The sequence below is a fragment of the Pseudonocardia spirodelae genome (assembly GCF_037727765.1).
GTDB classification, from domain to species: domain Bacteria; phylum Actinomycetota; class Actinomycetes; order Mycobacteriales; family Pseudonocardiaceae; genus Pseudonocardia; species Pseudonocardia spirodelae.
The window spans coordinates 124,250-144,576 of the sequence record NZ_JBBJUP010000015.1 but is presented as its reverse complement, the minus strand read 5'-3'; the positions used below and the strand labels follow the sequence as shown (position 1 = coordinate 144,576).

At 73.5% G+C, this 20,327-nt stretch carries 20 protein-coding genes and 1 pseudogene; 14 read left to right on the top strand and 7 right to left on the bottom strand.

The genetic code is table 11. From position 1 onward, the window contains the following. Positions 1–334, top strand: a pseudogene (locus tag WJX68_RS18680) (phenylacetate--CoA ligase); the annotation flags it as partial. Between the two features lie 9 nt (positions 335–343). On the opposite strand, the gene WJX68_RS18675 reads toward WJX68_RS18680, so the two are convergent. Further along, the gene (locus tag WJX68_RS18675; protein ID WP_340292721.1) at positions 344–772 is read right to left on the bottom strand and encodes an Lrp/AsnC family transcriptional regulator; all 429 of its coding nucleotides are present in this window, start codon (positions 770–772) and stop codon (positions 344–346) included. A 181-nt stretch (positions 773–953) separates the two neighbouring features. On the opposite strand from WJX68_RS18675, the gene pdhA reads away from it, so the two are divergent. The 3 genes from pdhA to WJX68_RS18660 are packed head-to-tail and all read left to right on the top strand — an operon-like array spanning position 954 to position 4,515. Further along, a complete protein-coding gene (gene pdhA, locus WJX68_RS18670) occupies positions 954–2,012 on the top strand; it encodes a pyruvate dehydrogenase (acetyl-transferring) E1 component subunit alpha (protein WP_422785727.1) in 1,059 nt (352 codons plus the stop codon). A gap of 35 nt (positions 2,013–2,047) precedes the next feature. Then, entirely contained in the window at positions 2,048–3,010 is a 963-nt protein-coding gene (locus WJX68_RS18665) for an alpha-ketoacid dehydrogenase subunit beta (RefSeq protein ID WP_340292737.1), read from the top strand. After that, on the top strand, positions 3,007–4,515 hold the full coding sequence (locus tag WJX68_RS18660; protein WP_340292718.1) for a dihydrolipoamide acetyltransferase family protein: 1,509 nt from the start codon (positions 3,007–3,009) through the stop codon (positions 4,513–4,515). The genes WJX68_RS18665 and WJX68_RS18660 overlap by 4 nt, the downstream gene beginning before the upstream one ends. Before the next feature lie 10 nt (positions 4,516–4,525). On the opposite strand, the gene WJX68_RS18655 is transcribed toward WJX68_RS18660, so the two are convergent. Further along, on the bottom strand, positions 4,526–5,278 hold the full coding sequence (locus WJX68_RS18655; RefSeq protein WP_340292715.1) for an SGNH/GDSL hydrolase family protein: 753 nt from the start codon (positions 5,276–5,278) through the stop codon (positions 4,526–4,528). Positions 5,279–5,464: 186 nt separating this feature from the next. Here WJX68_RS18655 and WJX68_RS18650 point away from each other — a divergent pair, with 186 nt between their 5' ends. Beyond that, positions 5,465–5,767 (top strand): ACT domain-containing protein, encoded by a 303-nt coding sequence (locus WJX68_RS18650; RefSeq protein ID WP_340292712.1) that lies wholly within the window; start codon positions 5,465–5,467, stop codon positions 5,765–5,767. Here WJX68_RS18650 and WJX68_RS18645 read toward each other — a convergent pair. The 3 genes from WJX68_RS18645 to WJX68_RS18635 are packed head-to-tail and all read right to left on the bottom strand — an operon-like array spanning position 5,751 to position 8,215. Continuing rightward, on the bottom strand, positions 5,751–6,719 hold the full coding sequence (locus WJX68_RS18645) for a pirin family protein (RefSeq protein ID WP_340292709.1): 969 nt from the start codon (positions 6,717–6,719) through the stop codon (positions 5,751–5,753). The two genes, WJX68_RS18650 and WJX68_RS18645, sit on opposite strands and share 17 nt — an antisense overlap. Continuing rightward, the gene (locus tag WJX68_RS18640) at positions 6,716–7,054 is read right to left on the bottom strand and encodes a GNAT family N-acetyltransferase (RefSeq protein WP_340292707.1); all 339 of its coding nucleotides are present in this window, start codon (positions 7,052–7,054) and stop codon (positions 6,716–6,718) included. Before WJX68_RS18640 ends, WJX68_RS18645 begins: the two co-directional genes overlap by 4 nt. Before the next feature lie 12 nt (positions 7,055–7,066). Continuing rightward, a complete protein-coding gene (locus WJX68_RS18635) occupies positions 7,067–8,215 on the bottom strand; it encodes a low temperature requirement protein A (RefSeq protein WP_340292705.1) in 1,149 nt (382 codons plus the stop codon). Between the two features lie 62 nt (positions 8,216–8,277). Between WJX68_RS18635 and WJX68_RS18630 the strand changes: the two genes are divergently transcribed. Next, on the top strand, positions 8,278–9,438 hold the full coding sequence (locus WJX68_RS18630; protein WP_340292703.1) for a low temperature requirement protein A: 1,161 nt from the start codon (positions 8,278–8,280) through the stop codon (positions 9,436–9,438). Here WJX68_RS18630 and WJX68_RS18625 read toward each other — a convergent pair. Then, complete coding sequence (locus WJX68_RS18625; protein ID WP_340292700.1) at positions 9,435–10,802, bottom strand: mycothione reductase; 1,368 nt, start codon at positions 10,800–10,802, stop codon at positions 9,435–9,437. The genes WJX68_RS18630 and WJX68_RS18625 overlap by 4 nt on opposite strands. Positions 10,803–10,925: 123 nt before the next feature. On the opposite strand from WJX68_RS18625, the gene WJX68_RS18620 reads away from it, so the two are divergent. Next, complete coding sequence (locus WJX68_RS18620) at positions 10,926–11,357, top strand: STAS domain-containing protein (protein ID WP_340292698.1); 432 nt, start codon at positions 10,926–10,928, stop codon at positions 11,355–11,357. A 13-nt stretch (positions 11,358–11,370) separates the two neighbouring features. Here the strand turns inward: WJX68_RS18620 and WJX68_RS18615 are convergent, their stop codons facing one another. After that, positions 11,371–12,330 carry a LysR family transcriptional regulator gene (locus tag WJX68_RS18615; protein WP_340292696.1) on the bottom strand — a complete coding sequence of 320 codons (960 nt, stop codon included), beginning with the start codon at positions 12,328–12,330 and terminating at the stop codon, positions 11,371–11,373. Between the two features lie 126 nt (positions 12,331–12,456). On the opposite strand from WJX68_RS18615, the gene WJX68_RS18610 reads away from it, so the two are divergent. The 7 genes from WJX68_RS18610 (at position 12,457) to WJX68_RS18580 (ending at position 20,312) form a co-directional block, all read left to right on the top strand. Beyond that, positions 12,457–13,134, top strand: coding sequence for a succinate dehydrogenase cytochrome b subunit (locus WJX68_RS18610; protein WP_340292693.1), 678 nt, complete (start codon positions 12,457–12,459; stop codon positions 13,132–13,134). A gap of 3 nt (positions 13,135–13,137) precedes the next feature. After that, a complete protein-coding gene (locus WJX68_RS18605; protein ID WP_340292691.1) occupies positions 13,138–15,105 on the top strand; it encodes a fumarate reductase/succinate dehydrogenase flavoprotein subunit in 1,968 nt (655 codons plus the stop codon). A gap of 12 nt (positions 15,106–15,117) precedes the next feature. Then, positions 15,118–15,867: a succinate dehydrogenase/fumarate reductase iron-sulfur subunit gene (locus WJX68_RS18600; RefSeq protein WP_340292689.1), complete on the top strand. Its 750-nt coding sequence runs from the start codon at positions 15,118–15,120 to the stop codon at positions 15,865–15,867. A 76-nt stretch (positions 15,868–15,943) separates the two neighbouring features. After that, positions 15,944–16,600, top strand: coding sequence for an alpha-ketoglutarate-dependent dioxygenase AlkB family protein (locus WJX68_RS18595; RefSeq protein ID WP_340292687.1), 657 nt, complete (start codon positions 15,944–15,946; stop codon positions 16,598–16,600). Between the two features lie 177 nt (positions 16,601–16,777). Next, positions 16,778–17,593, top strand: a complete 816-nt coding sequence (locus WJX68_RS18590; protein ID WP_340292685.1) for a hypothetical protein — start codon at positions 16,778–16,780, stop codon at positions 17,591–17,593. Between the two features lie 8 nt (positions 17,594–17,601). After that, positions 17,602–19,533 carry a fumarate reductase/succinate dehydrogenase flavoprotein subunit gene (locus WJX68_RS18585; protein ID WP_340292683.1) on the top strand — a complete coding sequence of 644 codons (1,932 nt, stop codon included), beginning with the start codon at positions 17,602–17,604 and terminating at the stop codon, positions 19,531–19,533. Continuing rightward, positions 19,533–20,312 (top strand): succinate dehydrogenase/fumarate reductase iron-sulfur subunit, encoded by a 780-nt coding sequence (locus WJX68_RS18580; protein ID WP_340292681.1) that lies wholly within the window; start codon positions 19,533–19,535, stop codon positions 20,310–20,312. The genes WJX68_RS18585 and WJX68_RS18580 overlap by 1 nt, the downstream gene beginning before the upstream one ends. Positions 20,313–20,327 lie beyond the last annotated feature (15 nt).

The following is a 20,327-nucleotide window of genomic DNA, read 5'->3' as shown; positions in this document are numbered from 1 at the left end:
CCGGATGGCCAAGATCACCGGCCGGTCCGACGACATGATCATCCTGCGTGGGGTGAACGTCTTCCCGACCCAGATCGAGGAGATCGTGCTGCGCACCCCGGGGCTGTCCCCGCACTTCCAGCTGGAACTCACGACACAGGGCCGGCTCGACGCGATGACGGTGCGGGTCGAGGCCCGCCACGACACCCCGGCCGACCGCCGCGACGGCGCGGCGGCCGAGCTGGTCCGGGCGGTCAAGGAGACCGTCGGGGTGAGCGTGACGTGCGACGTCGTCGACCCCGACACCCTGGAGCGCTCGGTCGGGAAGCTGCAGCGCCTCAAGGACCGCCGCTGACCCGCCGGGTCACAGCTGTTCGTCCTCGAAGATCAGGATCGTCCGGGTGGAGACGACCGCGGGCAGCGCCTGGAGGCGTTCGAGCACGACGCTGCGCAGCGCGTCGTTGCCGGTGGTGCGCACGAGCAGCAGCACGTCGAAGTCGCTGCCGACCAGCGCCATGTGGCGCACCTCGGGGATCGCGCGCAGCTGCTCGCGCAGCTCGCGCCAGCTGTTCTGACGCACGGTCAGGGTCACGTACGCCGAGGTGTGCAGCCCGACCTTCTCCGGGTCGACCTGCGCGGTGAACCCGGTGACGACGCCGTCGTCGACCAGGCGGGCCAGGCGGGCGTAGGCGTTCGCGCGCGAGATCGTCAGCCGCTCCGCGAGGGCCCGGCCGGACAGCCGTCCGTCGCGCTGCAGCTCCGCGACCATCCGGCGGTCGATCTCGTCCAGCACGCGGGTCCTCCGTTCGTCTCGCCGGGCACCGCGGGAGCGGGGTGACCGGGACCACCCGTCCCGCGGTGATCGCGGCTTGCGGTCGTTCGTCTCGTGATCTCCACGATCATGGCCGATCGTACGGCTGATGCGTCATTCTCGATGCACAGTGTCCTCGCCAGCGCCGACCGAGGGAGTGGCCGTGCCCGACCGTCAGGAGACCGTCCGCCTGCTGGAGCCCGACGGCACCGCCGTCCCCGGCGCCGAGCTCCCCGCGCCCGCCCGGCTGCTGGAGGGCTACCGCGCCCTGGTGCGCGCGCGGCGCCTCAACGAGCAGGCCGGTGCGCTGGTGCGCCAGGGGCGGCTCGCGGTGTACCCGTCCTCGCGCGGGCAGGAGGCCTGCCAGGTGGCCGCGGCGATGGTGCTGTCGGGGGCCGACTGGCTGTTCCCGACCTACCGCGACACCGCCGCGATCGTCGCGCGCGGCGTCGACCCGGTCGAGGTGCTGACCATGCTGCGCGGCGACCGGCACTGCGGCTACGACGTCGCCGCCCACCGGGTCGCCCCGCAGGCCACCCCGCTGGCGACGCAGCTGCTGCACGCCGTCGGCGTCGCGCACGCGGCCCGGCTGAAGGACGAGCCGACCGTCGTCATGGCGCTGTGCGGGGACGGCGCGACCAGCGAGGGCGACTTCCACGAGGCCCTGAACTTCGCGGCGGTGTTCCGCGCACCGGTGGTGTTCCTGGTGCAGAACAACAAGTACGCGATCTCGGTGCCGCTGCACCGCCAGAGCGCCGCGGCGCGGCTCGCCGACAAGGCCGTCGGCTACGGGATGCCGGGCGTCCGCGTCGACGGCAACGACCTCGCCGCCCTGCTGTCCGTGCTCGACGACGCCGTGGACCGCGCCGGGGCGGGCGAGGGCCCGACGCTGGTGGAGGCCGACACCTACCGCATGGAGGCCCACACCAACGCCGACGACGCCGGTCGCTACCGCGACGAGTCCGAGGTCGCCTCCTGGGCCGGCCGCGACCCGCTGCGCCGCGTCCGGGCCTGGCTCACCGGCGCCGGGCACCTCGACGCCGCCGCCGAGCAGGCGGTCGCCGACGACGCCGAGGCGATGGCCGCCGCGCTGCGCACCGGCATCGCGGCCGAGGGCCCGGTCGACCCCGAGGAGCTCTTCGCGCACGTCTACGCCCACCCCACCCCGCAGCTGCGCGAACAGCGCGACCTGCTGCGCGCCGAGCTGGAGGTCACGCCGTGAGCACCGCCGACCCCACCGAGCCGGTCAAGCTGACCATGGCCCGGTCGATCAACACCGCGCTGCGCGACGCGATGACCGCCGACCCGACGGTCGTCGTCTTCGGGGAGGACGTCGGCCCGCTCGGCGGCGTCTTCCGGGTCACCGACGGGCTGACCGCGCAGTTCGGCGACCGCCGCTGCTTCGACACCCCGCTCGCGGAGTCCGGCATCGTCGGCACCGCGGTCGGGATGGCGATGAACGGGCTGCGCCCGGTCGTCGAGATGCAGTTCGACGCCTTCGCCTACCCGGCGTTCGAGCAGATCGCCAGCCACGTCGCGAAGTTCGGCAACCGCACCTCGGGCCGGATGCGGCTGCCGATGGTGATCCGGGTGCCCTACGCCGGCGGGATCGGCGGGGTGGAGCACCACTGCGACTCCTCCGAGGCCTACTACGCCCACACCGCCGGGCTGACCGTCGTCGCGCCGGCCACCAACGCCGACGCCTACGGCCTGCTGCGCGCCGCGATCGAGTCACCGGACCCGGTGGTGTTCCTGGAGCCGAAGAAGCACTACTTCACCAAGGAGGAGGTGAACACGGCCGTCCCGGTCCCGCCGATCGGCCGCGCCGTGCTCCGCCGCCCCGGCGCCGACGTCACGCTGATCGCCTACGGCCCCACCGTCCCGGTCGCGCTGGCCGCGGCCGCCGAGGCCGAGGGCCTCGACGTCGGCGTCGTCGACCTGCGCTCGATCGTGCCCTTCGACGACGAGACGGTCTGCGCGCAGGTCCGGCGCACCGGGCGGGCGGTCGTCGTCGCCGAGGCACCGGGGTTCGCCTCGGTCGCCTCCGAGATCGCCGCCCGGGTGTCCGAGCGCTGCTTCCACCACCTGGAGGCGCCGGTGCGCCGGGTGACCGGCTTCGACGTGCCCTACCCGCCGCCGAAGCTGGAGCAGCACCACCTGCCCGGCGTGGACCGCGTCCTCGACGCGATCGACACCCTCGGCTGGGAGGACGCCGCGTGAGCGCCCAGGTGTTCACGCTGCCCGACCTGGGGGAGGGGCTCACCGAGGCCGAGCTGGTCCGCTGGCTCGTCGACGACGGCGAGACGATCGGCGTCGACCAGCCCGTCGCGGAGGTGGAGACGGCCAAGGCCGTGGTCGAGGTGCCCTCGCCGTACGCGGGCACGGTGCTCACCCGCCACGGCGCGGAGGGCGAGACGCTGCGGGTCGGTGCGCCGCTGGTGTCGGTCGGTGCCGAGGGGTCGGCGGCCGAGACCTACCGCGAGGAGGAGCGGGCCGGGTCGGGCAACGTCCTGATCGGCTACGGCACCACCGAGGAGCCGCCCGGGTCGCGACGGCGGCGGCGCCCCGGACGGGCCGGGCGGGCCCCGCAGCCCGCGCGTCCCGCCGCCGCGACCGCCCCGTCGCCGGTCGCCCCGGTCCCGGCACCGGCCGCCACGTCGGAGGCCGCGCCGGCGACCGCGCCGGACACCGCGCCGCCGCGGTCGCCGGGTGCGTCCGCCACGACCGGCACCCCCGACGCCCCCGGTGCCCCGGAGGGCGACGGGGAGCGGCGACCGGTGCGGTCCCCGGTCGTCCGGCGCCTCGCCCGCGACCTGGGCCTCGACGTCGCGACGATCCCCGGCACCGGCCCGGGCGGGATGGTGCTGCGCCACGACGTCGCCGTCGCCGCGGCCGCGCGGGCCGCCGCGGACCCGGCCGTCCCCGCCACCCCGCAGGCCCCCACCGGCACCGCCCCCACCGGCACCGCCCCCATCGGTGCGGCCCCCGAGGGCCCCGCGGGTCCGGCCCGCCGCGACGCGCGCACCGGCCTGCCCGTCCGCGAGGTCGTCGCCCTGCGCGGGGTCCGCCGCGCGGTCGCCGAGACCCTCACCCGCAGCCGCGCCGAGATCCCCGAGGCGACGACCTGGGTCGACGTCGACGCCACCGACCTGCTCGCCCTGCGCCCGCAGCTGACCGGCACGGACGGCCGCCCGGTCGGCCTGCTCGCGATCCTGGCGCGGTTCGTCGTCGCCGGTCTGGCCCGCTTCCCCGAGCTCAACGCGCGCGTCGACACCGCGGCGGGGGAGATCCTGCACCTCGACGGCGTGCACCTCGGCATCGCCGCGCAGACCGGCCGCGGCCTCGTCGTCCCCTCGGTCGCCGACGCGCACCGGCTCGGCATGCGGGGCCTCGACACCGAGATCCGCCGCCTGACCGCCGCCGCCCGCGACGGCTCGGTCACCGCCACCGAGCTCACCCGCGGGTCGTTCACGCTCAACAACTACGGCGTGCTCGGCGTCGACGGCAGCGCCGCGATCATCAACCACCCCGAGGTCGCCATGCTCGGCGTCGGACGGGTGATCCCGCGCCCGTGGGTCGTCGACGGCGAGGTCGTGGCGCGCTCGGTCACCCAGCTGTCGCTGGTCTTCGACCACCGCGTCTGCGACGGCGGCACCGCGGGCGGGTTCCTGCGCTTCGTCGCCGACGCGGTCGAGTCCCCGCTCTCGGCGCTGGCCGACCTGTGAGCGTCGCCGGTCAGGGCGCCGCGACCTCGGTCCACGACGGTGCCTTGGCCGGCCGGCCGTCACCCGACGAGCGGCCGCGCAGCCGTCGCCCCACCCACGGCAGGACGTGCCGGCGGTAGTAGGCCAGCTCGCCCGCGACCGCCCGCGGCGGGTCCTGCGCCGCGACGGCGGCGGGCGCGGACCCGCGCACCCCGAGCGCGTCCAGCACCAGGCCGGCCGCGCGCACGTGCCCGGACGGCCCGAGGTGCAGCCGGTCCGGCGACCAGTAGCGCGGGCGGCGGATCTCGGTGTCGGCGAAGACGTCGACGAAGGTCAGCTCGCGCCCGGCCGCGAGGCTGCGCACCCCGGCCGACAGCTCGGCGCCGCGCCGGTGCACCAGCCGCCCGAACGGCAGCCGCGCCGAGGGGTCCGCCCCGCTGAGCAGCACCAGCCGGACGCCCGCCGCGGCGCAGCGGTCCACCGCGCCGACCGTGAGGCGGGCGAGCTCGGCGAGGTCGGCGTGCGGGCGCAGCATGTCGTTGCCCCCGCCGTTGAGGGTGAGCAGCGTCGGCACCGGGTCGAGGGCGAGCGCGGCGTCGAGCTGCGGCCCGACGACGTCGGCGAGCAGCCGCCCGCGCACGGCCAGGTTCGCGTAGTGCACGGTCTCGCCGGTGGCGCCGGCCAGCCCGGCGGCGACCCGGTCGGCCCAGCCGCGGGGCACCCCGTCCGGGCCCTCGTCGCCGACGCCCTCGGTGAAGCTGTCCCCGATCGCCACGTACCGCACGGCCCCAGCATCCGCGCCGACGATCACGACACCGCTGCCGGGGGTGGTGACGCCTGTTACCCTGGGACCGTGCGTGGGCGGATCATTACCCGACGCGCCGGCTGAACCCAGGGAGCCGGCGCGTGGCACGTCGTGCCCGCCGGACCTGGCCGGATCGCCCGTTCGACGCCGAACACCGGAGATCCGATGAACGCCCTCACCGCCCCGCCCGCCGCCACCGACGACGCCCCCGGGCCGACGGCACCGGCCGCGGGCCACGCCGTCTCGCTGCTGCTCACCGGTGCCGACGACGGCCTGCTGAAGGTCATGACCGTGCTGCGGTCGCGCCGCTGGGCGGTGCGCTCGCTGCAGGTCGACCTGTCCGGCGAGGTCGGGCGCGTGGACCTCGTCGTCGCCCACGACGGCCGCGCCGCGGAGCTGCTGCTGGAGCAGCTGCGCCGCGTGGTGGTGGTCGTGCGGGCCGAGCCGGGGGTCAGCCCCGCGGGGTGAGCCGCGCGTTCGGCAGCTCGGGCGCGGGCAGCGTCGAGGTCCAGGCCTGCGGGAAGGCCCCGAACCGGCCGCCCGGGTCGCCGCCGGCGGCGCGCTCGCGTTCCCACTGCTCGCGGTACGCGGCGACCTCGTCGTGCGAGGCGCCGACGAAGTTCCACCACATGACGATCCGCTCGCCCAGCGGCCGCCCGCCGAGCAGCACCAGGCGCGCGCCGTCGTCGCCGGCCGTCAGCTCCAGCGTCGTCCGCCCCGGCGGGGTGTAGACCAGCTCGCCCGGGGCCGCACCGGTCCCGGCGACCCGCGCGGAGCCGGTGTCGACCAGCGCGCCGTGCTCGAACCCCGGGTCGACGTCCAGCCGCACGGTCGCCCCGGCGGGCAGCACGACCTCGGCGCCGAGCAGCGGCGAGAACGTCGCCACCGGCGAGGTCGACCCGGCCAGCGACCCGAGGAACACGCGCAGCGCGGCCGGTCCGGCCTGCACGCGCGGCGGGGCGTGGTGGGTGAACGCGGGCGCGGTGGCACGGTGCGCCGCCGGCAGCGCCAGCCACAGCTGCACCCCGTGCAGCACCTCGGTGCCCGGCGTCGAGAACTCCGAGTGCGCGATGCCCGAGCCCGCGGTCATCAGGTTCAGCTCGCCGGGGCGGACGATCGCGTGCGCGCCGGTGGTGTCGCGGTGCTCGACCTCGCCGGTGAACAGCCACGACACCGTCGCGAGCCCGGTGTGCGGGTGCCCCGGCACGGCCATCCCGCCGGTGCGGGCGACGCGGTCGGGGCCGTAGTGGTCGACGAAGCACCAGGCCCCGATCAGGGACCGGGTGCGCCGCGGCAGGGTGCGCCGCACGGTCATCGCGCGCGGCCCGCCCAGCGGCACGTCGCGCGGGGTCACGAGCTCCGGCGCCGCGGCGTCGCCGCCGCAGACGACCTCCTCCGGGGCGGTCTCGACGTTGCTCATCGCGCCGACCACCGGCGGGCGGTGGCGACGGCGTCCGGGGTCACCAGGTCGAGGATGTCGGCCCAGCCCTGGTGGGTCGCCACCCAGTGCCGCACGTACGGGCACACCGGCACGATCCGCTGCCCGGCGGCGCGGGTGTCGTCGAGGGCGAAGCGGACCAGGGTGGAGCCGAGCCCGTGGCCCTCGTGGGCCGGGTCGATCACGGTGTGGTGGAAGATCCGCTGCTCGTGGGCGTCGACGTACTCGGCCCGCCCGACCACGGTCCCGCCGACCAGGATCTCGTAGCGGTGGTGGCCGGTGTCGTGGGTGACGACCGTGTCGTCGCTGCCGGGCATGTCCCCAGCCTCTCAGGACACCGCGTGGCGCACCACGTCACGCGCGGTCTCGACGGTCACGACCACGGCCACCATCAGCACCGCGGCGACCACCGGGGTGAACGGCACCAGCGCCGAGCAGCCGAGCAGCACCGTGAGCGCGACGACGGCCGCGTTGCGCCCCGGTGTCAGCGTGGGCCGGATCGCCAGCGCCCAGATGCCCAGCACGAACAGCGCGACCGGCACCGTCAGCGTCGCCCCGGCCGCGGCGGCGGACAGCCCCGCCGCGGCGGTGTCGACGTCCACGGCGACCTCGATGCCGGCCGAGAACGCCCCGGCGGCGGCGAAGACGAGGTAGTGGCCGTAGCCGAACACCAGCGCCCGCGGCATGACGCGCACGTGCTCGTGCTGCTCGCGGCAGAAGTAGGTCCACCACATCCCCGCGGCCAGCACCAGCCCGCAGGCCGAGAGCAGCAGCAGGGGGCCCAGGTGCTGCGCCGAGGACAGCGCGTCGACCACGGCGGTGGTCGACGCGAGCACCGACTCGCCCAGCAGGATCAGGGTGAACAGGCTGTAGCGCTCGGCGATGTGGTGCGGGTGCCACGGCGTGCTCCGCGCCCGCTCGGCGAGCACCGGCACCGCGACCTCGCCCAGTGCGAGCAGCACGAACCCGGCCGGGTGCGGCACCCACAGCGCCCACCCGACCCACAGCAGCTGCATCACGGTGATCCCGCCCGCGTAGCGCAGCGCGGTGCGCCGCAGCTCCGGGTGCGAGCGCGCGGCCCGCAGCCACTGGGTCACCATCGCGAGCCGCATGATCACGTACCCGGCGACGACGACGCCGTAGCCGTGGCCCTCCATCGCCGCCGGGCTGCCCGCCGCGAGCACCAGCGCGCCCGCCATCTGCACCAGCGTCGTGACCCGGTAGAGCCAGTCGTCGACGTCGAAGGCGGAGGCGAACCAGGTGAAGTTCATCCACGCCCACCAGATGCCGAAGAACACCAGCAGGTAGGACCCCACGCCGGCGCCGACGTGCCCGCCGGACTCGGCGTGGTGCAGCCCCGCCGAGGACAGCGACACCGCGACCACGAACACGAGGTCGAAGAACAGCTCCAGCGGGCTCGCCGCGCGGTGCGGTTCGTCGGGGTCGCGGGGGCGCATCGGGCGCAGGCCGAGGGTCACCCGGCCATCGTTGCGCTCCGCACTACCCTTCGTCGCGACGACACGGTGAAGGGACCCCGCCGATGACCACTCAGGACACCCGGCCCCGGCTGATGCGCCCCGCCGGGGACTCCGAGGTCGCCCCCGTCGAGCTGTTCTTCGACCTGGTCTACGTGTTCGCGATCGTGCAGGTCTCGCACACGCTGCTGTACCACCTCACCCCGGTCGGGGCGCTGGAGACCGCGGTGCTGTTCGCGGCGGTGTGGTGGCTGTGGAACTACTCGGCCTGGGCGATGAACTATCTGGACCCGGGCCGGACGTCGGTGCGGCTGCTCAACGCCGGGCTCATGCTGGCCGCGCTGGGGATGGCGCTGGCGCTGCCCGCGGCGTTCGGCGGCGGGGGCCTGCTGTTCGCGCTGTGCTTCGCCACCGCGCAGATCGGTCGACCGCTGTTCCTGGTCGTCACGATGCGCGGGCACGTGCTCGCCCGCAACTACCGCCTGCTGCTGGTGTGGAGCACCGCGGCGTCGGTGCTGTTCGTCGCCGGGGCGTTCCTGCCGCCGGTGGCCCGGCTCGTGGTGTGGGCGCTGGCGGTCGCCGTGGACATCGCGGGCCCGCGGGCCGAGTACCGGGTGCCGGGCCTGGGGCGCACCCCGATGACCGACTGGCCGGTCGACCTCGAGCACCTCGCCGAACGGAACCGCCTGGTGTTCATCATCGCGCTCGGCGAGTCCATCCTGATCATGGGTTTCACGCTGACCGACCTGGAGGTCGTGACGCCCTACGCGGTGCTGATCACCCTGCTCGGGTTCGTCGGGCTGGTGGCGCTGTGGTGGTCCTACTTCGCGCTGGCCGGGCACGGCAGCCGCGCCGGCGCCGGGGACGCCTCGGTCCGGGCGGCCCGCGCCGCCTTCGCCTACGCCCACGGGCTGATGGTGGCCGGTGCGGTGGTGTTCGCCGTCGCGATCGAGCTGCACCTCACCCACCCCGAGAACGGGCCCGCGCTGGTCCTGACCTCGGTCGGCGGGCCACTGCTCTACATCGCGGGCAACACCCTCTACCTGCGCGGACGGACGGGGACGGTCGGCCGCTCGCGGTACGTGGCCGCCGCGGTCCTGGTCGTGGCGGCCACGGCCGCGCTGGCGGCCGGGCACGCGCTGCCCGCGATCGCGATCGGGCTGGTGGTGCTCGCCGTCGTCGTCGCGCTGGCGGTGGTGACCGAGCTGGCGGAGCGGCGCGCCTAGTCCTCCTCGGCCGCGTCGCGCAGCGCGTTCTCGATCACCTCGGTCAGCGCGGGGTGGATCCAGTACTGCACCTCGGCCAGGCGCGCGGCGGTGACGCCCAGCGCCATCGCCTGCACCAGCTGCTGCACCAGGGTGGAGGCCTGCGGGCCGAGCACGTGCGCGCCGAGCAGCGTGCCGTCCGGCGCGACGAGCACCTTGCAGAACCCGCGCTCGTCCTCCATCGCCCAGCCGTAGGCGACGTCGGCGTAGTCGGTCATGCCGACCCGGTAGGACAGGCCCTCCTCGCGGCACTGCTGCTCGGTGCGCCCGACCGTGCCGATCTGCGGGGTGGTGAACACCGCCGCGGGCACCAGGTCGTGGTCGACTGCCCGCAGGTCGCCGGGGTGGGCGAGGTTGTGCCCGACGACCTCGGCCTCGTGGTTGGCGACGTGCTTGAGCGGGTGCGAGGTGCAGACGTCGCCCAGCGCCCAGACCCCCTCGGCCGAGGTGCGCCCGAACCCGTCGACGACGACGCGGCCGGCGTCGTCGACGTCGACGCCGCCCGCGCCCGCGTCGATCCGGTCGGAGTTGGGCGTGCGCCCGGCCGCGACGAGCAGCCGGTCGGCCCGGATCTCGGTGCCGTCGTCGAGGTGTAGGCGCACGTCGCCCGCGGCGCCGGTCACCTTCTCCACGGCGTGCCCGGTGTGGACGGTGAAACGCTCCCGCGCGGCCTCGGTGAACCGCTCGACGACCGACTCGTCCATGCCGCCGAGCAGCGTGCCGGCGTTCTCGACGATCGTCACGCGGCAGCCGAGACCGCCGAAGACGTGCGCGAACTCCGCCGCGATGTAGCCGCCGCCGATGATCGCCAGGTGCTCGGGGAGCTCGTCGATCCGCATGATCGTGTCCGAGGTGTCGAAGGGCACTCCCGAGTCGGCCACCGGCGGCGGGACCACCGGGCGCCCGCCGACGGCGAGCACGATCCGGTCCGCGGTGAGCTCCGCGGTGCCGCCGCCGGCCAGGTCCACCGTCATCGCGCGGGGCCCGGTGAAGCGGGCGGCGCCCTCGTGGACGGTGCCGTGCGCGCGGCGGTAGGCGCGGCCCTCGTCGCCGATCGGGTCGAGCCGGGCGAAGACCCGGTCGCGGATGTCGCGCCAGCGCACCCGCTCGACGCGGGCGTCCACCCCGAGCGAGGACGCCGCCCGCACGGTCTCGGCGACCTCGGCGGTGTAGGCCAGCATCTTGGTCGGGATGCACCCGACGTTCAGGCAGGTCCCGCCGAACCGGGTCGCCTCGACGTGGGCGACGTCGAGACCCGCGAACCGGTCGTCGACGATCATGTTCCCGGAGCCGGTGCCGACGATGACGAGGTCGTGATGGGCCACGTCGCGAGCGTAGGGAGACCGGCGGCGCCCCGCGCGCCGACGGCGGCCGTCCGGCGATCTTCGCCGCGGGCTGGCACTCTGTGCCGCGCGGCGGTGCAGCGCCCCGCGGGAGGCGGCCGGTACATGACCGAGCGGACGGACGGGCCCGGAGGCGTGCCCGGCCTCTCCGCCCGCACCGCCGACGGCGGCGGGCTGGCCGTGGAGGCCGTCCCGCACCCGGCGGGGCCGGTGGCCCTGCACGTGCGCGGCGAGATCGACGCGGCCACGGCCGGGTTCCTCGCCGATCAGGTCGACGCCTGGTGCGCGGCCGCGCCGCGGATCGTGCTCGACCTGTCCGCCGTGCGGTTCCTCGGCTCGGCCGGGGTGGCGGCCCTGCTGGCCTGCCGGCGCTCCGCCGTCGACGCGGGGGTGGAGCTGGAGCTGTTCTGCGGGGTGTCGCGCGCGGTGCGGCGGGTCCTGCAGGTGACCGGGACGCTGGAGCACCTCGCCGTCATCGACCCGCACCCGCCCGGCGCCCCCGGCGACCCGCCGCCGGTCTACCCGGTCCCGGACTGAGCCGGGGCGCGGCTCAGCCGAGCAGCTCGCGCCCGCTGCGGTGCCGGTGCAGCACCTGCACGTCGGTCGAGCCGTCGCGCAGCGACACCGAGGTGTCGGACATGTGCTCGAGCAGGGTGTCGGCGAACGCGATCACCGCCGGGGTCGGCGCGATGTCGGCGCGGCGCGCCAGCGCGACCGTGCGGTACAGCGCCGGGTTGAGCACCGTGCGGCGCAGCCGCGGGCGTCCGATGAAGGTCAGGTCGGGCACCACCGCCACCCCGGTCCCGGCCTCGACCATCCGCAGCACCGCGTCCATCTGCCCGCCCTCCACCGCGATCCGCGGGGTCACCCCGGCCTCCGCGTAGGCCCGCAGCGTCACCTCCCGCAGGTCGTAGCCGCGCCGGACCATGACGAGGTCGTGGCGGGCCAGCTCGGCGACGGTCATCGACCCGCGTGCGGTCAGCGGCCGGCGCGCCCGCGGGGAGGCGACCGAGAGCCGCTCGCGCAGCAGGGGGGCGGTGTGCAGGGTCGGGTCGACGCCGTCGGGGGGCACGATCACCAGCGCGACGTCCAGCGCGCCCTGCACCAGCGCGGCCTCCAGGGGCTGCGAGCCGTCCTCGGCCAGCTCGACGGCGACCTCGGGGTGGCGGGCGTGGAACACGCGCAGCACGTCGGACAGCACGCCGATGCACAGCGACGGCGTCGCGCCGACCCGTACCCGCCCGCTGCGCAGTCCGACGAGCTCGGCCACCGTCGTGCGCACCATGTCGGAGTCGGCGAGCATGCGACGGGCGAGCGGCAGCACGGCCTCCCCGGCCGGGGTCAGGGTGACCGCGGCGCCGCGGTTGATCAGGGGGGCGCCGAGCTCGTCCTCCAGGGCGCGCAGCGACCGGCTCAGCGTCGGCTGGGCGACACCCACCTGGTCGGCCGCGCGAGTGAAGCTGCGCACGTGTGCCACAGCCACGAAGTACATGAGCTGCTGAAGTGTCACGTGCATAGCTTACGGCTATGACCGTCGGCCGTTTCATGCATTGGACCGCCTCACCTGTTGGTATGTCCACTAGAGGCCGTGGTCACGATGTCCGAGAAGTCCCGGGCAGGCGGAGCGAAGCCCGCCATGCCCCGGCGCCCGCGCACTCCCAGTGCGCTGCTGAAGTTCGTGATGGCGGTGAGCGGGGTCTTCCTGCTGCTCTACGTCGTCCTGCACATGATCGGGAACCTGAAGATCTTCTTCGGCCCCGAGTCGATCGATCACTACGCGGCCTGGCTGCGCACCATCCTGGAGCCCGCGCTGCCCTACTCGGGCATGCTCTGGATCGTCCGGGTCGTGCTGCTGGTCTCGGTGGTCGCGCACATCTGGTCGGCGACGCTGCTGGCCCTGCGTGCCCGGCGGGCGCGTCCGGTCAAGTACGCCGGTGGCTCCTACCAGGTCAAGGGCAGCTACGCGGCCCGCACCATGCGCTGGGGCGGCGTCATCATCGTGCTGTTCGTGATCTACCACCTGCTCGACCTCACCGCGGGCACGCTGAACCCGAACGGCGTGCACCTGGCGGTGGCCGACAACCTCGCGGCCGACTTCACCCCCGGCCGCTGGTACGTCACCCTGTTCTACGTCCTCGCGGTCGTCGCGCTCGGGTTCCACGTCCAGCACGGCATCTTCTCCGGGATCCAGACGCTCGGGTGGTCGTCGAACAGCCGGGAGCGCACCATCAAGGCGGTGTCGACCGTCGTCGCCGCCGTCCTCACGCTCGGCTTCATCTCGGTGCCCCTCGCCGTCACGTTCGGAGTGGTCTGACCCATGACTGACGCCTCTTCCCACCACGTCTCCTACGCCGACTACGCGACCGGTGAGCCGGTCGTCGACAAGGCGGTGCCCTCGGGTCCGATCGAGACCCGCTGGGAGCGCCGCCGCTTCGGCGTCAAGCTCGTCAACCCGGCGAACAAGCGCTCGAAGAAGATCATCGTCGTGGGCTCCGGCCTGGCCGGCGGCTCCGCGAGCGCGACGCTCGGCGAGGCCGGCTACCACGTCAAGACCTTCTGCTACCAGGACAGCCCGCGCCGGGCGCACTCGATCGCGGCGCAGGGCGGCATCAACGCGGCGAAGAACTACCGCAACGACGGCGACTCGGTCTACCGGCTGTTCTACGACACCGTGAAGGGCGGCGACTTCCGCGCGCGGGAGTCCAACGTCCACCGCCTCGCGGAGATCTCGCGGCAGATCATCGACCAGTGCGTCGCGCAGGGCGTCCCGTTCGCCCGCGACTACGCCGGTCTGCTCGACAACCGCTCCTTCGGCGGCGTGCAGGTCTCCCGGACGTTCTACGCCCGCGGCCAGACCGGTCAGCAGCTGCTGATCGGCGCCTACCAGGCGCTGGAGCGCCAGGTGAAGGCCGGCACCGTCGAGATGTACGCCCGGCACGAGATGCTGGAGCTGATCGTCGTCGAGGGGCGCGCCCGCGGCATCGTCGCGCGCGACATGGTCTCCGGCGAGATCGAGGTGCACACCGCCGACGCGGTCGTGCTCGCCTCCGGCGGCTACGGCAACGTCTTCTACCTGTCGACCAACGCCAAGGGCTGCAACGTCACCGCCTCCTGGCGGGCGCACCGCAAGGGCGCGCTGTTCGCGAACCCCTGCTTCACCCAGATCCACCCGACCTGCATCCCGGTCTCCGGCGACCACCAGTCGAAGCTGACCCTGATGTCGGAGTCGCTGCGCAACGACGGCCGCGTGTGGGTCCCGAAGAAGCTCGGCGACGACCGCGGGCCGAACGAGATCCCGCACGACGAGCGCGACTACTTCCTCGAGCGCAAGTACCCGGCGTTCGGCAACCTGGTGCCCCGCGACATCGCCTCGCGCGCCGCCAAGGAGGTCTGCGACGAGAAGCGCGGCGTCGGACCGTCGGGCCTGGGCGTCTACCTGGACTTCGACGACGCCATCCAGCGCCTCGGGCGCAAGGCCGTCGAGAACAAGTACGGCAACCTGTTCGAGATGTACGAGCGGATCACGGGGGAGAACCCCTACGAGGTCCCGATGCGGATCTTCCCCGCCGTGCACTACACGATGGGCGGGCTCTGGGTCGACTACGACCTGCAGTCGACGATCCCGGGTCTCTACGTGGCGGGCGAGGCGAACTTCTCCGACCACGGCGCGAACCGCCTCGGCGCGTCCGCGCTGATGCAGGGCCTGGCCGACGGCTACTTCGTCCTGCCGGTCACCATCGGCGACTACCTGGCCAAGAACGAGCTCGACGCCGTCGGCGACGACGCGCCCGAGGTCGTCGAGGCCGTGCAGTCGGTGAACGAGCGGATCGACCAGTTCCTGTCGATCGACGGCACCCGCACGGTGGACTCCTTCCACCGCGAGCTGGGCCAGATCATGTGGGACTACTGCGGCATGGAGCGGACCGAGGAGGGCCTGCGCAAGGCGCTGGACCGCATCCCCGAGCTGCGCCGCGAGTTCTGGAGCAACGTCAAGGTGCCGGGCACGGGCGCGGAGCTCAACCAGAGCCTGGAGAAGGCCGGCCGGGTGGCCGACTTCCTCGAGCTCGGCGAGCTCATGTGTCTCGACGCGCTCGCCCGCCGCGAGTCCTGCGGCGGCCACTTCCGCGGTGAGAGCCAGACCGAGGACGGCGAGGCGCAGCGCGACGACGAGAACTTCTCCTTCACCTCGGCCTGGGAGTACACCGGCCGCGGGCAGGCTCCGGTCCTGCACAAGGAGGAGCTCACGTTCGAGTACGTGCACCCGACCCAGCGCAGCTACAAGTAAGGCGAGGACCCCGTGAAGCTCAACCTGAAGGTCTGGCGCCAGCGCGACGCGGTCGACAAGGGTCGCCTGGTCAACTACAGCGTCGAGGCCGACGAGGACATGTCGTTCCTCGAGATGCTCGACGTGCTCAACGAGAAGCTCATCCTGTCCGGTGACGAGCCGGTGGCGTTCGACCACGACTGCCGCGAGGGCATCTGCGGCTCCTGCAGCATGGTCATCGACGGCCGTCCGCACGGCCCGCAGCGCGCCACCACCACGTGCCAGCTGCACATGCGCCACTACTCCGACGGCGACACGATCGTCATCGAGCCGTTCCGCTCGGGGGCGTTCCCGGTCCTGAAGGACCTGGTCGTCGACCGCGCGGCGTTCGACAAGATGATCCAGGCCGGCGGCTACGTCTCGGTGAACACCGGGTCGGCGCCGGAGGCCAACTCCAACGCGGTGCCGAAGGCGGCCGCGGACCGCTCGTTCGCCGCGGCGAACTGCATCGGCTGCGGCGCCTGCGTCGCGGCCTGCCCGAACGGGTCGGCGTCGCTGTTCCTCGGCGCCAAGCTGACCCACCTGGGCGAGCTGCCGCAGGGCCAGCCGGAGCGCTACGACCGCGTCGTGACGATGGTGGAGGAGCACGAGGCCGCGGGCTTCGGCGGCTGCACCAACACCGGCGCCTGCGCCACCGCCTGCCCCAAGGAGATCCCGCTCGACGTGATCTCCCAGCTCAACCGCGACTACCTCGCGGCGACGGTGGGCGGTAAGAAGAAGTAGGACACGCCGTCCCGACGGCCCGGGCCGCCCCGCACGCGGGCGTGCCCGGGCCGTCGTGCGTCGCGGGGGTGGGGACATGGACGGGCTGTTCGGCCGCGAGCGGCGCGGGCTCGGGCCCGGCGCGGTGCACGTGCCGGACTGGCTGGACCTGCCCGGGCAGCGCCGTCTCGCCGACGCCTGCCGCGACTGGGTGCGCGCGGGCCCGGGCCTGCGGACGGTGACGCTGCCCGGGGGCGGGGTCATGTCGGTGCGCTCGGTCTGCCTGGGGTGGCACTGGCTGCCCTACCGCTACTCCCGCACCCGCGACGACCAGGACGGCTCGCCCGTCCCGCCGGTCCCGGGGTGGCTGGCCGACCTCGGACGGTCCGCGCTCGCGGCGACCGGGCACCCGGACGCGGCGGCGTACCGGCCGGACGTCGCGGTGGTCAACGTCTACGACGGCGACGCCCGGATGGGGATGCACCAGGACCGCGAGGAGCGCTCGGGGGCGCCGGTGGTGTCGCTGTCGGTCGGGCGGGCGTGTGTGTTCCGGCTCGGCACCCCCGAGCACCGGGGGCGGCCGTTCACCGACGTCGAGCTGTACTCCGGTGACCTGGTGGTGTTCGGCGGCGCCAGCCGGCTCGCGTACCACGGCGTGCCCCGGCTGCTCGACGACCCGGGACCACCGGGGACGGGCCTGCGGTCGGGCCGGCTCAACGTCACGCTGCGCGAATCGGGCCTCGACGGGCGGTGACGTGTGAGCCACGTCTCGATCGGACCGCCAATCGCGCACCCGACGTAGATCACATGTGATCTGCGTCGTAGTCTCGCACGACCAGTGCAAGGACACGGCGTCGTGTCAGGTGTTCGACCCCGTATCGCGGGGAGCCGGGCGAGGTCGACGTCGTCGAGACGACAGGAGCTCCCGCGCGTGTCATCCACCACTGACACCAGCGGCGGCGTGACGGCCTCCGGCCGGGCCACGATCGCCGCCCGCACGCTGCGCACGGACCGGTGGTGGCTGCCACCGCTGGCGACGTTCGTCGCGTTCGTCGCCTGGGTCGCGTACGCCACGGTGCGGGCCTTCATGCAGGACTTCTACTTCGTGCCCGAGTACGGCTACCTGACGCCGTTCTACTCGCCGTGCGTCTCGGTCGGCTGCGCGCCGGAGGCGTCGCACTTCGGGCAGTTCCTGCCCGACGTCTGGTGGCTGCCCTACGCGGCGGTGTCGCTGCCGTTCCTGCTGCTGTTCCGGCTGACCTGCTACTACTACCGCAAGGCCTACTACCGGGCGTTCTGGCTGTCCCCGCCGGCCTGCGCGGTGGCCGAGCCGCACGCGCGCTACACCGGGGAGACGCGGTTCCCGCTGATCCTGCAGAACGCGCACCGCTACTTCTTCTACATCGCCGCGATCATCACGCTGATCAACACCTACGACGCGGTGCTGGCGTTCGTGAAGCCCGACGGCGGGTTCGGGCTCGGGCTGGGCAACATCGTCCTGGTCGCGAACGTCGTCCTGCTGTTCGGCTACACGCTGTCCTGCCACTCGTGCCGCAGCGTCGTCGGCGGGCGGCTCAACCACTTCTCGAAGCATCCGCTGCGCTACCGGCTCTGGACCCAGGTCTCGAAGCTGAACACGCGGCACAACCAGTTCGCGTGGGCGACGCTGGCCAGCCTGGCGATCACCGACTTCTACGTCATGGCCGTCTCGGCCGGCTGGATCACCGACCTCCGGATCGTGGGGTGAACCCGGACATGACCGACCACACCGACGAGCAGATCGAGCGTCACGAGTACGACGTCGTCGTCATCGGGGCCGGCGGCGCCGGCCTGCGGGCGGCGATCGAGGCCCGCCTGCAGGGCAAGCGGACGGCGATCATCTCCAAGTCGCTGTTCGGCAAGGCGCACACCGTGATGGCCGAGGGCGGCTGCGCGGCGTCGATGGGCAACGCCAACCCGAACGACAACTGGCAGGTCCACTACCGCGACACCATGCGCGGCGGGAAGTTCCTCAACAACTGGCGGATGGCCGAGCTGCACGCCAAGGAGGCCCCGGACCGGGTCTGGGAGCTGGAGACCTACGGCGCGCTGTTCGACCGCACGAAGGACGGCAAGATCAGCCAGCGCAACTTCGGCGGGCACACCTACCCGCGGCTGGCGCACGTCGGCGACCGCACCGGCCTGGAGCTGATCCGCACCCTGCAGCAGAAGGTCGTCTCGCTGCAGCAGGAGGACCTCGCCGAGACCGGCGACGCGGAGTCGCGCATCCGGGTGTTCCACGAGTGCACGATCACCGAGCTGTTCACCACCCCCACCGACGGCGGCCCGGCCGCGATCTCCGGCTGCTTCGGCTACTTCCGCGGCGACGGCCGGTTCGTGCGCTTCGACGCCCCGGCGATCGTGCTGGCCACCGGCGGGGTCGGGAAGAGCTACTCGGTCACGTCGAACTCCTGGGAGTACACCGGCGACGGCCACGCGCTGGCCCTGCGCGCCGGCGCCACGCTGATCAACATGGAGTTCCTGCAGTTCCACCCGACGGGCATGGTCTGGCCGCCGTCGGTGCGGGGCCTGCTGGTCACCGAGTCCGTCCGCGGCGACGGCGGCGTGCTGCGCAACACCGACGGCACGCGGTTCATGTTCGAGTACGTGCCGGACGTGTTCAAGGAGCAGTACGCCACCTCCGAGGAGGAGGGCGACCGCTGGTACACCGACCCGGACAACAACCGGCGCCCGCCGGAGCTGCTGCCCCGCGACGAGGTGGCCCGCGCGATCAACTCCGAGGTCAAGGCGGGCCGCGGCACCGAGCACGGCGGGGTGTTCCTCGACGTCTCCACCCGGCTCAAGCCCGAGGAGATCCTCAAGCGGCTCCCGTCGATGCACCACCAGTTCAAGGAGCTGGCCGACGTCGACATCACCAAGGAGCCGATGGAGGTCGGCCCGACCTGCCACTACGTGATGGGCGGGGTCGAGGTCGAGCCGGACACCGCGATGTCGAGGGTCCTCGGGCTGTTCGCCGCGGGCGAGGTCGCGGGCGGCATGCACGGCTCCAACCGGCTCGGCGGCAACTCGCTGTCGGACCTGCTGGTGTTCGGCCGCCGCGCCGGGCTGCACGCCGCGGAGCACGCGGACCGGGGGCGCCCGGCCGTCGCCGAGTCCGACGTGACCGCGGCGCTGGAGCGGGCGATGCTGCCGTTCTCCAGCGCGACCGCGGGCGGGGAGAACCCGTTCGTCGTGCAGCAGGAGCTGCAGAAGACGATGCACGAGCTCGTCGGGATCATCCGCAAGGGCGACGAGATGGAGCTCGCCCTGAAGAAGCTCGAGGACATCGCGACCCGCACGCGCACCGTCTCGGTGGAGGGGCACCGCCGGTTCAACCCGGGCTGGCACCTGGCCCTGGACCTGCGCAACATGCTGCTCGTCGCGCTGTGCACGGGCAAGGCGGCGCTGGAGCGCCAGGAGTCGCGCGGCGGGCACACCCGCGACGACTTCCCCGTCATGGACTCCGACTGGCGCCATCTGCTGCTGGTCTGCCGGGCCATCGGCGAGGACGACGTCGAGCTGACCCGCCAGGAACAGATCCCGATGCGGTCCGACCTGTTCGACCTGTTCGAGATGGACGAGCTGAAGAAGTACTACACCGGCGAGGAGCTGGGCGGGCACCGCTCGGACGCGGGGGAGGGCGCCTGATGACGTCGACCGAGAACAAGCAGACCCACCTGCACCACTTCCGGGTGTGGCGCGGCGACGACACCAAGGGCGAGCTCGTCGACTACCCCGTCGAGGTCAACGAGGGCGAGGTCGTCCTCGACGTCATCCACCGGCTGCAGGCCACCGAGGCCGGCGACCTCGCCGTGCGGTGGAACTGCAAGGCCGGCAAGTGCGGCTCCTGCTCGGCGGAGATCAACGGCCGCCCGCGGCTGATGTGCATGACCCGGATGAACACCTTCGCCGACGACGAGATCGTCACCGTGACGCCGCTGCGCAGCTTCCCGGTGATCCGCGACCTCGTCACCGACGTGTCGTTCAACTACACCAAGGCCCGGGAGATCCCGAGCTTCACCCCGCCCGAGGGGGTCGCGCCGGGCGAGTACCGGATGGCGCAGGTCGACGTCGAGCGGAGCCAGGAGTTCCGCAAGTGCATCGAGTGCTACCTGTGCCAGAACACCTGCCACGTGGTCCGCGACCACGAGGAGAACAAGGAGGCGTTCGCCGGGCCGCGCTACCTGATGCGGATGGCCGAGCTCGACATGCACCCGCTCGACGCCCACGGCAACCGGGCGGCCGAGGCGCAGGAGGACCACGGGCTGGGCTACTGCAACATCACCAAGTGCTGCACCGAGGTCTGCCCCGAGCACATCAAGATCACCGACAACGCGCTGATCCCGCTCAAGGAGCGCGCGGTGGACCGTAAGTACGACCCTCTGGTCTGGCTGGGGGACAAGATCTTCCGCCGCAAGGCGGACTGAGCGGGGTCCCGTGCC